This window comes from Bifidobacterium sp. B4142 (genome assembly GCF_026537325.1).
In the GTDB taxonomy this organism is placed as follows: Bacteria; Actinomycetota; Actinomycetes; order Actinomycetales; family Bifidobacteriaceae; genus Bombiscardovia.
On record NZ_JAFNMJ010000001.1, the window covers coordinates 873,032 to 887,200 of the forward strand.

Genomic DNA, 14,169 nt, shown 5'->3' on the forward strand with positions numbered 1-14,169 from the left:
ACATAGACTAATTACTATGAGTGTCAGCACGTGGCGCACCGCCGATAAGGTCGCAGTTAGCTTTGTCCAGAAATGGCTGAAAGAGTCCAAACGTTCAATAAGCATCAAATTCCTAGCCGACAAAGTTGGATGCTCTTATGCGCGAATGTACAACGTTCTCAAATACCAAAACTCTCCTCTCAATATTTCCGAGTTCCTAATCATTTGCAAAGTCTTTACACGCAATCCTGCTATCGAAATAGACCAGATAATTAGTAAAACAGCTGAATTAGATGGCACAGTGGAAGAAACAAATCATTGGCGTCATGATGCACAAACTCATGACACAAAGAAACAAAAGAGAGAGGCAACATTTAAACAGCAAAAACAGGCTGCAACAAACATATTAAGAGACAAAGTAATCTCCATAGTTAACACTTACCTTGAAACAATAAACAGTCATAAGAATTAAATACACTCACGTAAAAGCGCGAAACAGAATATTCGCAGCTATCTGAGAAAAGTATCTTTCATTAGTCGCATCTTCCTGATTAGGCGGCAGAAAGTATATTCATGGTAGTCAATTGCCAAATGTTCAGCGGAAGATATTGGACCCTGAGTCGACAGACCCAGAATCCAGCAGTCCGGACTATGTTCGACACCTCGGTTGTCTCTAATGTTGATGATTGGAATGCCATCCTGACCCAGGCCTGGTATCCATCGGTTCGTCGGTAACAGGCGCAGTCGCGTCCGTCTTGGTGCTTGCCATGTCAACTTTCGGTTTGCTGCCAATCTGTCGCAGATTGATCAAAAATCGCGAGCAAACCACTGACTACGTGCAGAAAATCTTTTCTCGGACTTTATCCAACAAGGACGATACTAGCTCAGAGTCGTTGCGGTCTGATCATAAAGATACCTGCGGCATAGATGCTAGAGTTTCTACGCATATGGGGGTAGCCAATATTCCCCTAAGATGACCGTCCTTATCTTTTATCGCAAACTGCGCTAATTTCAGATATTGTAAGTGTTACGATTTTGCATCTTTTTAGGTCACTCCGGCATCGAAAAGAAACGTTGGTAGTTCTTGTTGCTTTTCACGAGATCGTGATGCTTGCCAATGACTGGCGTGGTGCTTCCGTCAAGATAGATGACAGAGCTTGTGCCTGAAATGATATCCAGATCGTGGGTGACGATGATAAAGGCTCTGTCCGAATACTCTGTCATGGATTGATAGACGCTACGTTTTGTCTTATTATCCAATCCGTTGAACGGCTCATCAAGTACAACGAGTTTTCTCCCGTTTAGCAAGGCCCTCGCTAAGGCTAGGCGCTTTTTCTCGCCGTTCGATAGATTCTTGCCGTCTTCACTGATTCTGGAGTCGAGACCCAAGGGAAAGGTTTGGATTCGTTGATCGAGACCTACTTTATGTAGTGTGGCCCAAATTTCGGTGTCTTTTATGCTCTGATCTGAGGTCTTTGTTTTGTGCACCTGGGGGGACAAACGGTAAGTAATATATATGCCGCATCGGATGAATGAATGCTGTTGTGGTGTTTCAACAAGCGTACCACTTAAGAAAGCCTATCCTATGACTTTGGGAGGCCTTCTCAAGTGCTTTGAGGGATGTCCTACGTTCTGGTCCATCGCGGCTTTGTACCAGAGAACAGCTATGTTAAGCCGTTCTCTGACGCCGAGTTTTTTGAGTATTCGACTTACGGTCTTCTTGACGGAGTCAGCATGTACGCCTAATCTTTGGGCTATTTCAGCGTTAGTCAGGCCTTCACTGATGAGGGAGGCAACTTCGAATTCACGTCTGCCTAGGTTGGCAAATTGCTGTTGCAATTCCATTTCTTCCTCGTTTGTTTTCGCTGCGGTTATCCCCCTACGTATAACCTCACCGGTTATGCGTGGGGTGAGGATGGCATCACCCGCACATACGGATCGGATCGCCTTACATAAGTCTGCTGCTCTGACATCCTTGAGCAGGAATCCAGAAGCGCCCGCACTAAGGCCCCCGAAGGCGTAGTCGTCTTGGTCGTAGGTGGTCAGGATGATAACTCTGATGGACGGGTACCGTTCCTTGATGACGCTGGTGGCGTCAAGGCCATCCATAATCGGCATCCGCACGTCCATCAGAATCACGTCGGGCAGAAACCGTTGCTGCTTCTCGGCGAATTCCAGGAAGTCAAGGGCTTCTTTGCCGTTTCCCGCCTGGCCTATCACCTGCAATCCATGATCTACGGCTATCATAAGCGCAAATCCCATTCTGGCTGGACGTTGGTCATCTACGATCATGACACGGATCATGTTATTCCTCGCTATCTGTGGGTTCTTTGAGTGAGGGGATACGGGCTTGTAGGAGCCATCCGTTGGACGTGGGCCCTGATTGCAGGACACCACCATATCCTCGAAGAGTTTCTTGGAGTCTGTTCAGCCCGGTTCCGTCGCCGGATGGCTCTTGAACGGGTTTACCGTTGTCCCTGACCGAGATGGTTATGCCGCCCCGACTGTCATGGTCCCAAGAGATTACGATACGGTCGACGTGATTCCCGTGTCGGAGTACGTTGGTAATGGCCTCTCTGGTGATGATGAAGCTCAGATTAGCCTGTATAGGGTCTTGCGGCCGGCGTCCGGTTTCAGTCAGTGCGACGGTCATCCCGACTTGCCGTGCATGATTAATGATCGGGTTGATATCATCCCAGTGGTATGCCTGCTTTTGCCCTTCCGACGCGAGTTGATACCCGTCGATATTGGACGACGGCTGAAGTGCTTTCACGGCCGTTCTGGTATCAGCCAGTCCCTGGCGCGCCAGTTCGTTAATCATACTGATGGCATCATCGACTTCCGGTTTTCCGGTGATTTGGTCCAGACCCTCGGACAGCGCGATGATGGCCGTCAGGTCGTGGCCCACGCTGTCATGGAGCTCTGCGGCAATTCGGGATTGGTGGACTGCCCGATCGCGCTGTTGCGCCAGGTGCTGGCTCCGTCTACGTTCGTTCGAAAGCGTCTGTTCGGACAGGTGCCGTTCCCGCCGTGCCCTGGACACCAGTCCCAAACCCACGCATAAGGCGGAGTACGTGGCTGTAGAGTAAAGCAGACCGGTGAAGTTGGCGTCCTGATGCCACAGGGTCGCCAGGATCGTGGCCGTCAACACCAAAAGAGCGGTTGGGATCAGGCAGGCGATGAGGTTTCTGAGTTTCCCGGTCTCGACCGTGCAGGCGTAGAGAGCGATATACCACACTGAGACTAGGTCGGTATATGCGGAACCGTAGATTGCCGCCGTCAGCAGCATGAGGATGGTGATGGCCAGCAGAGTCGCCGTGGGTCGTCGACGGCGTAAGCAGAGCAGGATGAGGGACAGGATGATGATGACAACATACAGAGGCATGCCCCATGCCGTGGTGTCCAGAACCTGACGCAAGGTTCGGTCGGCGCTGTCGGGAGCGAGGACCAGCCGCGTGAGCATCATTGTTTCGTACAGGGCGCACACGAAGACCATGACATAAGTTGTGCTTGGCCTATTCCAGTATTCGAACCAATCAGCCAGCTTCCTGTTCGGCTTCATCGCTCCGGCCCCTTCCGCAATACCCCTATCTCATTATGCCGTCACCTGACGAGAAGGAAGAAGTCGGCAGCCAGAACCGTTGTCGCAACGAGCACGAGGAACGCTGCGTTGCCGGTGAGCAGTAGAGCCATCCGGGCCAATGCCCGGTGCCGTATAGCCGTTTTACGGTACGTGACCGCTGCAATGACAAAACCCAGCAGGACGCACAGGCTGTTGCAGACGATTATGGAATTGCGTAGGTTGCCCATGGCATACAGCCGGACTCCGCAGAGCTGCAAGAACAGGGTGACGAGCGAGGGGGCAAATGCTGATCCTAGGGCCAGCCAGGCTACGGCAATGCGGGTCGGCGCCGAACCGGTGTTCCTGCCCATGAGCTTCTCACTCCTCTTTTGAGATCAGGGTAAGGCTGCCGGTGAAGTGGTCCCCGCTGGCGTAGATGTAGAAGCTGCTGCCGTCCAGGGCGTAGGTCTGGTCGAAGGCGCCCCGGTGGATGGGCAGGGGACGCTTCATGTCCGAGCCGTCGGTCACCAGGATCGTCCCGGCACCCTGCGTGCCGGACACCCGGCCGGTGACGTGTATGGTCGTGTGTTTGCCGGTCCCCCCGAAGAGGGTCTCCGTGCCGGTGAATCCATGATAGGAGGCCATGTACCTTCCTGAGTAGGAATCAGCGGCATCCGATCGCGTTCCCACCAAATCGTCCTGCCTGCTGACCCCCAGGCCGGTCGAGCATCCGGAGAGGGCGGATAGCGCCAGCAACGCCGTAATGAATATGACGAGACGGCGGATGACATGGAGTGCGGGGTGACCCGCCCTGTCGGTGGCGAGGGTCATGGTGCATGTCCTTTCTTAGAATGGATTGATTCTGTTGGTCAAATGGCTTTCCTGGTGAGCCGGCGGAAGGCAAGCGCCCCGATCAGAACCCAGAGGGCCGCCGCCAAGGTCGATGCGATGACTGAGGAGACCGAGGCGAGGTTGCCCAGGTCCCTGGCCGCCGATGCGGTCGTGATCAGGGCTAGCGGGTAGGGCATGGCCAGGGTGGGGGCCACGAGCGTGAGGGCGCAGCCGGCCAGGGTGAGCAGGAGCATGATGGACATGGTGGAGGCGAACGACCCGGTCCTGGCGGCGATGGCCTGTGTCAGGGTCATGATGGCCCAGACGGCCATGGTCATGGGGACGGCCCGCAGGAGGTAGGGGCCGATCTGGGACAGGTCGAAGCCCGTGTTCATGCCCACGGCGATGAACTCCAGCTCGAAGACGGCGACGGTCATGAACGATGCGAACAATCCGTGGAGCATCTTGCCCGCCATGGCCGTGCCGGCCGTCCCCGACGCGTTGAGGCGCTGCCAGTTGCGCCCCCGGTGTTCGTTGGCTTCGATCTGGGCGGCGAAGGCGGCGACCAGGATCGGCATGAAGACCATGCTGCTCAGCAGGATGGCCTGCCCCCAGACGGCGGTCCACGTCACGCCTTGGGCTTGGAACTCCCGACGGTAGCTGACGTATTGGTCCCGACCGAGGAACATGCCGATGGCATCGAACAGCACGGTAGCGAGCCAGTACCACAGGTTGCCGGCCTTGCGCATCTCCCAACGGAAGGCCGCCACGACGGAGGGCCGCTTGCGGACCCTACTCGCTCGACTATTGATTGCGATGGTGTCGATTGTGTGCCTGCTCATCGGTGTGACTCCTTTACCATGATGACGAATGCCGAAACGCCGGTCCAGACGATGCAGGCGACCAGGCCGGCCAGCACCAGGGCCCAGGGATTGGCGACGAGCGTCATTCTGGCGAAGCCGTCCGGCGTGGCCGTGACCAGGAAAGGACTGGCGGCCGAGCTGACGCCGGCCGGGAACAGCCAGCCCGCCTGGGCCACGTTCAACGGCCCCAGGCCCGAGCCGACCAGACCGGCGATCACGCCCACGCCCAGGCCGACGGCCTGCTTGCCGATGGTCATGGAAAGCATCAGCTGGACGGCGGTCACGGCCATGCACGACAGGAAAGCGACAAGGGCCGGTGCAAGCATCAGAGAAGGCAGGCCGCCGGAGGATTCGAAGCCCATCGCCGAGGCCGCCAGAGGCGTCCATGCCAGGGGAACCACAAACACCAGGGACAGGGCCGTTCCCGCCACCGCCAGCTTGGCGAGGAAGAGGCCGGACTCCCCCTGCCCCAGGGACCGCCATTTGAGGTCCATGCGTCCGCCGGTCTCCATGACGGCCAGCCGGCTGGTGAGCAGGGCGGCAAGGATCGGGGCCAGCAGGCCGACGAGCTCGTAGACATCGCCTTGCGCCAAGGTCACGGTGCGTGTCGCCGGATTGTCACCGGCCCGGTCCATGAGGGCGAATCCCGACCACAGGGAGACCAGGGCGACCATGCCCATGGCCATCCACCAGAACGACGAGCCCTTCAGCTTGCGCACCTCCATGGAGACGAGCGTCAACGGGCCGCCGGAGCGCACGGCTCCGACACCACCATGCTTCGTGGGCCCCACGGATTCCAGGGTGTCTGCGGTCATGGCGCTCATCGTGAAGCCTCCTGCTTGAGGCTGGTCTGCGGCGCATGGGCCCGGGGGCTTTCCACCAGTTCCAGGAACGCCTCCTCCAGGCTCTTGCGTTCGGAGGCCACACGATAGACCTCCAGTCCCTGGGAGACCAGCCGGGCGACTAGGCCCCCGACCCGCCGGTCATCGAGCTCCGGGATGCGCAAGGCCCCGCTTTCCTTCACATACTCATAGCCGATGCTGTCGCGCTCAAACGTGGCCGCCGCCAGGCGGGGGTCGGAGACGCGCAGGTCGATGTGTCCCTCCTCGCGCAGATCCTCCAGGGAGCCCTGGTAGAGCAGACGCCCCGCGGCGATGACGCCGACCACCGGCGCCATCCTCTCGATCTCGGAGAGGATGTGGCTGCTGATGATGACCGTGACGCCCTCGCTGGCAGCAAGGTCCATGATCATCTGACGCACCTCGACCACCGCCTCGGCGTCCAGACCGTTGGTCGGCTCGTCCAGAAGCAGCAGCTTAGGACGGGAGATGAGCGCCATGGCGATGCCAAGCCGCTGCTTCATGCCCAGGGAGTAGTCCCTGGCCTTCCTGTCCTCATGCCCCCTCAGCCCCACCTTGGCCAACACGGCCGATGCCGAGCCGGAAGGCAGACCCAGATAATCGGCCACCATACGGCAGTTGTCCAGCCCGGAAAGGCCTGGGTAGAAACTGGGGCCTTCGATCATGGACCCCACGCGCCCAGGGGCGACAGCGCGCTTCCCGGAGCCGACGTTCTGCCCCAGCATCCACATCCGGCCGCCGGTCGGCCGGGTGAGGCCAAGCAGCAGCTTCATCGTGGTGGACTTGCCCGCACCATTGGGCCCCAGCAGCCCATAGACACCACCCATGGGCACCTGCAGATTCAATCCGTCCACAGCCCTGAAAGTGCCATAGGATTTGACCAGGTCCTCCGTCACAACGGCCGCATGAGGTCGAATGTCCTGATATCCATTCATCGTTGCCTCCCTATTGATTGGTTTCCAACTCCATGGAAGCTTCTTTCGGCAGCGCAGGCAACACGGAAAGCATATATGTCCCCTTAGGAGGACATACATGCCGACATTTCTTCCAGTACGAGACACCTTTACCAAGCCAGGCCGTTATTGAGATTACACTGCAACGGTTTATGACGATGCTTCCTCATTGAATGCATTTACTAATGCACTCAATATAAAATCAAATACTGTTGGCTACAATACCCTGCCTTCCGTAGGTGCGACTAAACGGTCATTTGACGGGCATCCTCATCGAGCGCTCATATTACTGCAACCAGTCCTTGGTCACTGGTTCGATTCGTGTTCCGCCCTTGCCGTCTGGGTTGGCCATGAGAATGCGGATTTGCTCGCTTTTGGTGGCTGTGCAGAAGGTGAATTCCACGTTGGTGGCGACTCCCCATTCCCCCCTCTTGTTAAGAGCGATCATGGAAATCTCGCCGACCTCGCCATAACGGTTCCTCAGGAAGTCATCAAAGTTGTAGACTGCCGAATCGCAGGCTTCCTGCGGGGTCAATCCGCTTCCCATCAGGGCGACGATCCGATAGGAGAGGCATCCTTTCATGATGTCTTCTCCCAGTCCGGTGGCTGCCGCCCCTCCGACAGCGCTGTCCACGTAGAAGCCCGAGCCGGGCAGGGGTGAATCGCCTACTCTGCCTGGTTCCTTCATAAAGAGCCCCGATGTTGATGTGCCAGCAGCCATCGACCCCTGCAAGTCCAAGCAGATGGCCCCGACCGTATCGTGGCCTCGATAGGGGCCGGCAGACTCCGGTCTTGTGGCCTTTGCGGATTCCAACTCCCAACGCCTTCTGGCCCTGTCCGTCAGCATGTTGCGCATTTCGAACCCGCTGATCTGGGCGTAGCGAGTAGCGCCTTGTCCGACTAGAAAGCTGCTGGTATGGCGTCGACTCAACTGTCTGGCCACTGATATGGGGTGCAGTGCATGCTGGATGCCAGCTACAGCGCCCAAAGCCATGCTATTTCCGTCCATGAAGGCGGCATCCATCTCCATCTCGCCTTCCCGGTTGGGCAAGGCGCCATAACCGACGGAAGTGTAATCGGGGTTGGCTTCGACCTCTTGAATCAACGTCTCGACAGCGTCGCCTGCCTGGCCACCCTCTTCCAGACCGGAACTGGACTTGACCATGCCTTCATAGGCCATCTGCCAGGTAGCGATGGATGCCCAGGTGGATTGATTTTGGCTGGATTGCTGCGGGGATGAATCATTCATTTCCTTGGCTCTTTCTGTTGATATGGTCGTTGACTGCCCTTGACCGGAAGGCCGATGCAGCCGGATTCAGCCGATCGACGGGTGATCAAGCTGACAGGCCGCGCCCTGAGCGGACAGGCCATCGGCTGCGGGCCGGCCTTGCTCGCGTGCAGACAGCAATCATGTCCTCTGTCCTGTTTCCTCTGTAATGATAATTGCCAAAGGCACTTCTTGTTTCCGGATGTCATGTCGGTGCTTTTGATCGTTTTAAAAGGCATTAGCGTGTCCCTACATATCAAAAGGTCGACTTTGAAGGCCGGGTTGCTGCATTTTTCCCAGTGATCGCTAGACAGCAGATCCCACCAATTCTGGATGAGGCAACAACTTCGGCATGTACAGTTTCCAATTTGATATATACTATTAACAAACCATTTCTCTTGAAATAGTTCGGGATCAAGATGGTCCATGGAATCTAGTTGTTTTGCAGTACATGAGTCAATCAGTGCTCGCCATCGCGAATGCGGATGTGATGACAGTTCCGAGGAAGGGACTTTCGTGGAGTCAAAAGAGAAACAGGTGAACACCAGTTCACCGATTTTGATGTTGGGCATCTTGTCCATATCGTTCCTGATGTCGGTTTCCAATGCCGTCTCAGGGACCATCCCGCTGATGAAGCAATACTTTTCCAACATTTCAGAGGCCAACGTCGAGCTATTGGTTGTCATCCCTACGGGAGGCGTCCTGCTGGGAACTGTGGTCAGCGGCCTCATATCCAACAAGCTGGGCAAGAAGTACACGGTCCTTTTGGGGCTCATTGTCTCCTTGGTTTTCGGAATCATCCCCGCCTTCTTCTATAACTATCCGGCCATTTTCCTGTCGAGGGCCATGTTCGGCGTGGGCATGGGCATTTTCACCCCCCTGAGCGTCTCCTACATCACCGATGTCTTCCCCGAGAAAATCAGGAACAGGCTTCTGGGCTGGAGGAACTCCGTCGGCGCTATCGGCGATTCGATCATGCTCTTCATCGCAGGATTCCTGATCAATATCTCATGGCACGCCACTTATCTGGTGTTCCTCTTCCTGATTGTGCCCATTGTCCTTGTCTCCCTCTTCGTCCCCAAGAGGCTTGACCGCGTCATCGTGGAGGACGGCAAGGAGGTTGAAGAAGACACCTCTATCAAGCCGTCCACCAACGGCGGCGTTATCCAGCTGGCCATCCTCTTCCTCTTCGTATGTCTCTTCTATTCGGCCATCTCTCTGAAGCTGGCCAGCCACATGGTTGAGTCCGGCATAGGTTCTGCCGCCGATGCCACCAGGATCTTCGGCTTCCTGGTACTCTGCTCGATTGTCTCAGGCATCGCCTTCGAACAACTCGCCAAGTGGTGCGGACGATACACCGTCTTCATCTTCGAGGTGCTGACGGCAGTGGTCATGATCGCCATGCCCTTCACCAACTCCATTCCGATCTTGCTGGTTCTGGTCCTGGTGGCAGGGTTCTGCAACGGCATCATCAATCCGGCTCTGACTGCCCGCATGGTGGCCTATTCGCCCAAGGGCTCCATGAACCTGACCACTTCGATCATCCTAATCGGTATCAACGTCGGCTCCCTGGTTGCTCCCTACTTCTTCCAGGCTTTGGGCGGGGTGCTTGGCAATAAAGACCCAGGCTTCATGATCATGTGCGCAGGTGTCTGCTACGTGATTCTGGCCCTTTACGATGCCTTCGTCGTCAAGAAGGACAAGCTGACCATCTGAGAGTGGTCATTGCAACTCGTGTCAATCAACAGAAACAGAGGTAAATAATGAGCGATACCGTGGAATGGTTCAAGCAAGCCAAGTACGGAATGATGATTCATTGGGGTCTCTATTCACTCCTGGGAGGAGAGTACCAGGGGAAGTCGTCTAGCAACTATGCGGAATGGATCCAATCCAAGCTCCAGATCCCCAACAAGGAGTACGAGCGCCTGACCCAGGCCTTCAATCCCATTTATTTCGACGCGAATGCCATAGTTGACCTGGCCAAGCGCTGCGGTATGCAGTACCTGGTCGTCACCACAAAGCATCATGATGGCTTCGCCATGTACCGGTCGCTGGTGGATCCCTACAACGTCTATGACGCGACGCCATTCCACCGGGATGTGATCGGCGAGCTGTCCTTGGCCTGCCGCAAGGCCGGACTGCGTTTTGGCCTCTACTATTCGCAGGACCTGGACTGGCATGAACCCGATGGCGGCGGATACCTCTCGAACGATATTGAGACCGCAGGCACCACCTGGGACAACAGCTGGGACTTCACGGGGGAGAAGAACTACGACCGGGCATTCGAGCACAAGATCATGCCGCAGATCGAAGAGATCATGAGCAACTACGGGGAAATATCGGTAGCCTGGTTTGACGTACCAATGACCCTCAGCGACGAGCAGAGCCAGACCATCTACGATACGGTCAAGCGCCTGCAGCCCGACTGCCTGATCAATTCCAGACTGGGCAACGGTCGTTACGACTACGTCTCTCTGGGGGACAACGAGATTCCCGAAGATTCGGATGCCAGCGAGAAGGCAACCTCGGACGGGGATGTCGACTACAACTCGATCGAAGGATTCAAGCCCTCCAAGCTCGGCCTCTATGAGACCGCCGGGACCATCAACGATTCCTGGGGATTTTCCTATCATGACCAGAACTGGAAGAGTCCGCAGACCATTTATGATTACAAGGCCCATCTGAACAAGTACGGCATCAACTACCTGCTCAATGTCGGTCTTGACGGCCTGGGCCGCGTTCCCATGGATGCTGAGCAGGCGCTCCTGGGAGCGCGAGCTTTGGAGGCTTGAGGATCTAGAATCCTGACAGTTAGCTAGGGATCCCATTGTAGCTATGCCGCTCCTGTCCGACAGCTTCCTCGCCAAGCATTCGGCTGCTCAGGAGTACTGTTCTGATAGCTTGTTTTCCGCCTACAGGCCCTTGGCATGGACCATCAGGTAGTCCCAAGCGCGGGTGGGGAGCAAAGCATGAAGGGCAACCAGAGGTTTGGCGCCGAAGCCCAGAAGGTAGCGTGGGCGGGGATGGCGTACTATCGAAGCACGGACGATGGCCTTGGCGATGGTTGATGGTTGGGTCAAATGCCTGCCGGAGTACAGTTTGCGTAACCCGGCAGCAGCTCGGAATCCTGACTTTTGATAGGCGCTCTTGCGGGTGACCGTCTGGAGATGGTCGGCGGCGATCGTACCCCAGTTTGTGGCAATGGCTCCGGGTTCGATCAGGACCACGTCTATACCGAAGGGACGCATTTCCATGCGCAGGGCGTCACTGAAGGCTTCAAGAGCGTACTTTGTGGCATGATACCAGGCACCCATATAGGTGACCATTCGGCCTGCCATGGATGAGGTGTTGACGATCCGGCCGCGTCTGGCTCGGCGCATGGCGGGCAGTACCAGCTGGGTCAAGCGGGCAAGGCCGAAGAGGTTGACCTCAAATTGTCGTCGCACCTCTTCGATGGAGACCTGCTCGACTGGGCCATAGGACCCGTAGCCGGCGTTGTTGACCAGCAGGTCGATTCGCCTCTCCTTCTGCAGGATTTGTGTGACAGCCTTCTCAATTGATGCAGAATCAGTCAAATCCATCTGCAGGGCCGTCACCCCCTTGTCGCCCAGCGGCTTCAGTCGTTCGACTCGTCGCCCTGCCGCATACACCCTGTATGCATGCTCGGCGAGCATTCGCGCGGTTTCATATCCTATGCCGCTTGTGGCTCCAGTGACCAGTGCCACTTGATTGGCCATATTTATTACCCTCTCTGGCTGGTGTCTGTGAATCGTGGCTCCTGCTTTTCTTTGAGACACAGTATATGACAGCATTTCAAAGTAAGGACATAAAAGCCAGACGAGGGCGGTCTATCCGTCCACGTCTGGCAATGCGACCATGGTGAAGACCTTACACCTGCACTCTTTCCAGCAGTAGGTCGCTGAGCTCGGCGGCTGTTGGATAAGCCTTTTGGGTGCCGCGGCGTGTGACGCTGATTGCAGCGTATCTGTTGGCGTGGCCCAGAGCTGTTGGCACATCCTCGCCCTGCGTGTAGTAGTGGGCGAACGAGCCGATGAAGGCATCGCCGGCGCCAGTGGTATCCACAGCTTCAACCGTGACCGCAGGCACCAGCAGCTCCTGGTCGGCGCTGACCCAGAGGGCGCCCTTGCCGCCCATGGTGACAATCAGGTTGCCTACCCCACGCTTAACCAAGTTCCGTGCTGCAGCTTTGATCTCGTCCAGTGTCTCTGTGGGCATTCCGGTGAGTGTGGCCAGTTCGGTCTCATTTGGTGCAAAGAAGGCCACTCTGGAGACATAGTTGATGTTCAGATCATCATTGGCTGGCGCAGGGTTCAGCAGGACAGGCACGCCGTAATCCTCTGCCAGTTCAATCGCATGGTAGTTGGTCTCCAGGGCGATCTCCTGTTGGAGAACGACCAGTTTCGACCCCTTGATCAGGTCTTTTTTACTGTCCAAGGCGGCAGGGGTCAGCTGCTTGTTGGCGCCTTTGACGATCAGGATCCGATTGTCGCCGCTGGTGTCCACAAAGATAGGCGCCACGCCGCTGCTCCCATCAGCGATGCCGATCCCCTCGGAGCTAATGCCGTTGCTGCGATAGTTTTCCAGCTGTTGTCTGCCGAACTCGTCCTTGCCGACCATGGTGATGAAGTTGACCTGTGAACCCAAGCGGGCGGCGGCAATGGCCTGGTTGGCCCCCTTGCCGCCGAATCCCATCTCGAATTCAGGAGCTTCTACAGTCTCTCCTTCCACCGGCATGCGATCGACAAAGGTGGTCAGCTCGTACATATTGGAACCGATGACAGTGATGTCAGCCATATTGTTCTTTACCTTTCTAGACCGGTGGTTACCAGGAAGGAACGTGTTTCCTGAGGCTTCAGATGGATCAGGGTGCCTGCCTTCTCAGCGGCGGCACGGCCCTCGGGCGTGCTGGTGCCGGGCAAAGCGAAGGCCGCCACCTGCTGGTCGGCGTTGTACAGGATCCAGCGGGTGACGATGGGGAATTGCTCCGTGCTGAACCGCGTCAGGAAGTTGTGCTCGGCATTCAGATGGAGCCGGAACTCGGCCATATCCGTAAAGTGGGTCAGGTTCTGGGAGAAGAAGACGATCTCAGGATCGTAGTGGCTTTCGTCGTTCAGGTCATTGATCAGCTCGCCGCTTGCTTTGAGTTCTTCGTTGTAGGCCAGCCATTGCGGGGTGGGATGCACGTGGGCGGGAACGGTCTGGCGCAGACGGAAAGCCTCGTCAGGCACGTTCTGCTCCATATGCCCGTCATGCACGTATGCGTAGTTCATATGGCACATGTACTGCAGAGGCATGGTCTGGTAGTTGGAGAGGTTGGTGACCTCCAGGCCGATGTCGAAGAGTCCGGAATCTGCATGCAATGTCACGGACGGCCGGCTCAGGTAGTGGTCGCCGAACCCTTTGACATATTCGAATTGCCCATGTATTGACATGGTTCCTTCTTCGAATCCCAGCCAGGCGCTGTCCATACGGCTGGTCGGAGCCTCGCCGTGAAGCTGATAGTCGTCCTCCGGGGCTGGTGTTCCTCCGCCCAGGAGTCCCGATGTGAACTGGAAGCAGCCGTAGGTATCAGCTATGGCGGTGCCGGGCAGGGGCTGCGAGAACATGTCCTTCATCTTCAGGCTGGTGGAGTCGAAGACCGCATCCCAGATGATCAGGCCCATGTAGGGCAGGACGGTAAGCTGGCCGCGCGAGTTCTCCATGCGGACCGCTTCAACTCCTGATGGGTAGGTGAAGGTGACGGCTTTGAAAGCATCGTCCTCATAGAGGGTGAATTCGGCCGGGCCGAACATGTCATGATTGAGATGAAGTTGTTGCATGATTGGTTTTCCTT

The 14,169-nt window shown here is 56.6% G+C and carries 15 protein-coding genes; 3 read left to right on the forward strand and 12 right to left on the reverse strand.

Going from position 1 to position 14,169, the window contains the following annotated elements; all coding sequences use genetic code 11:
• Positions 1–16: 16 nt before the first annotated feature.
• Entirely contained in the window at positions 17–451 is a 435-nt protein-coding gene (locus J3U06_RS03915; protein ID WP_267444374.1) for a hypothetical protein, read from the forward strand.
• 578 nt (positions 452–1,029) lie between these two features.
• Here the strand turns inward: J3U06_RS03915 and J3U06_RS03920 are convergent.
• From J3U06_RS03920 to J3U06_RS03960, 9 genes are all read right to left on the reverse strand, one after another.
• Entirely contained in the window at positions 1,030–1,467 is a 438-nt protein-coding gene (locus J3U06_RS03920; protein ID WP_267399827.1) for an ATP-binding cassette domain-containing protein, read from the reverse strand.
• A 90-nt stretch (positions 1,468–1,557) separates the two neighbouring features.
• Entirely contained in the window at positions 1,558–2,283 is a 726-nt protein-coding gene (locus J3U06_RS03925) for a response regulator (RefSeq protein WP_267444375.1), read from the reverse strand.
• A gap of 1 nt (position 2,284) precedes the next feature.
• On the reverse strand, positions 2,285–3,541 hold the full coding sequence (locus J3U06_RS03930; protein ID WP_267444376.1) for a sensor histidine kinase: 1,257 nt from the start codon (positions 3,539–3,541) through the stop codon (positions 2,285–2,287).
• A 41-nt stretch (positions 3,542–3,582) separates the two neighbouring features.
• The gene (locus tag J3U06_RS03935; protein WP_267399830.1) at positions 3,583–3,912 is read right to left on the reverse strand and encodes a hypothetical protein; all 330 of its coding nucleotides are present in this window, start codon (positions 3,910–3,912) and stop codon (positions 3,583–3,585) included.
• Between the two features lie 7 nt (positions 3,913–3,919).
• A complete protein-coding gene (locus tag J3U06_RS03940) occupies positions 3,920–4,372 on the reverse strand; it encodes a hypothetical protein (RefSeq protein WP_267399831.1) in 453 nt (150 codons plus the stop codon).
• Between the two features lie 38 nt (positions 4,373–4,410).
• Positions 4,411–5,214, reverse strand: coding sequence for an ABC transporter permease (locus J3U06_RS03945; protein WP_267444377.1), 804 nt, complete (start codon positions 5,212–5,214; stop codon positions 4,411–4,413).
• A complete protein-coding gene (locus J3U06_RS03950; RefSeq protein WP_267444378.1) occupies positions 5,211–6,059 on the reverse strand; it encodes an ABC transporter permease in 849 nt (282 codons plus the stop codon). The genes J3U06_RS03945 and J3U06_RS03950 overlap by 4 nt, the downstream gene beginning before the upstream one ends.
• Complete coding sequence (locus J3U06_RS03955; RefSeq protein WP_267444380.1) at positions 6,056–7,030, reverse strand: ABC transporter ATP-binding protein; 975 nt, start codon at positions 7,028–7,030, stop codon at positions 6,056–6,058. Before J3U06_RS03955 ends, J3U06_RS03950 begins: the two co-directional genes overlap by 4 nt.
• Before the next feature lie 304 nt (positions 7,031–7,334).
• Positions 7,335–8,297, reverse strand: coding sequence for a N(4)-(beta-N-acetylglucosaminyl)-L-asparaginase (locus tag J3U06_RS03960; RefSeq protein WP_267444381.1), 963 nt, complete (start codon positions 8,295–8,297; stop codon positions 7,335–7,337).
• A gap of 579 nt (positions 8,298–8,876) precedes the next feature.
• On the opposite strand from J3U06_RS03960, the gene J3U06_RS03965 reads away from it, so the two are divergent.
• Both J3U06_RS03965 and J3U06_RS03970 read left to right on the forward strand, forming a co-directional pair.
• Positions 8,877–10,031 (forward strand): MFS transporter, encoded by a 1,155-nt coding sequence (locus tag J3U06_RS03965; protein WP_267444451.1) that lies wholly within the window; start codon positions 8,877–8,879, stop codon positions 10,029–10,031.
• Between the two features lie 47 nt (positions 10,032–10,078).
• Complete coding sequence (locus tag J3U06_RS03970; RefSeq protein ID WP_267444382.1) at positions 10,079–11,107, forward strand: alpha-L-fucosidase; 1,029 nt, start codon at positions 10,079–10,081, stop codon at positions 11,105–11,107.
• Positions 11,108–11,227: 120 nt separating this feature from the next.
• Here the strand turns inward: J3U06_RS03970 and J3U06_RS03975 are convergent, their stop codons facing one another.
• The 3 genes from J3U06_RS03975 to J3U06_RS03985 form a co-directional block, all read right to left on the reverse strand.
• Positions 11,228–12,052: an oxidoreductase gene (locus J3U06_RS03975; protein ID WP_267444383.1), complete on the reverse strand. Its 825-nt coding sequence runs from the start codon at positions 12,050–12,052 to the stop codon at positions 11,228–11,230.
• Between the two features lie 151 nt (positions 12,053–12,203).
• Positions 12,204–13,130: a ribokinase gene (rbsK, locus tag J3U06_RS03980; protein WP_267444384.1), complete on the reverse strand. Its 927-nt coding sequence runs from the start codon at positions 13,128–13,130 to the stop codon at positions 12,204–12,206.
• 8 nt (positions 13,131–13,138) lie between these two features.
• Entirely contained in the window at positions 13,139–14,155 is a 1,017-nt protein-coding gene (locus J3U06_RS03985; RefSeq protein WP_267399843.1) for an aldose 1-epimerase family protein, read from the reverse strand.
• Positions 14,156–14,169: the final 14 nt, after the last annotated feature.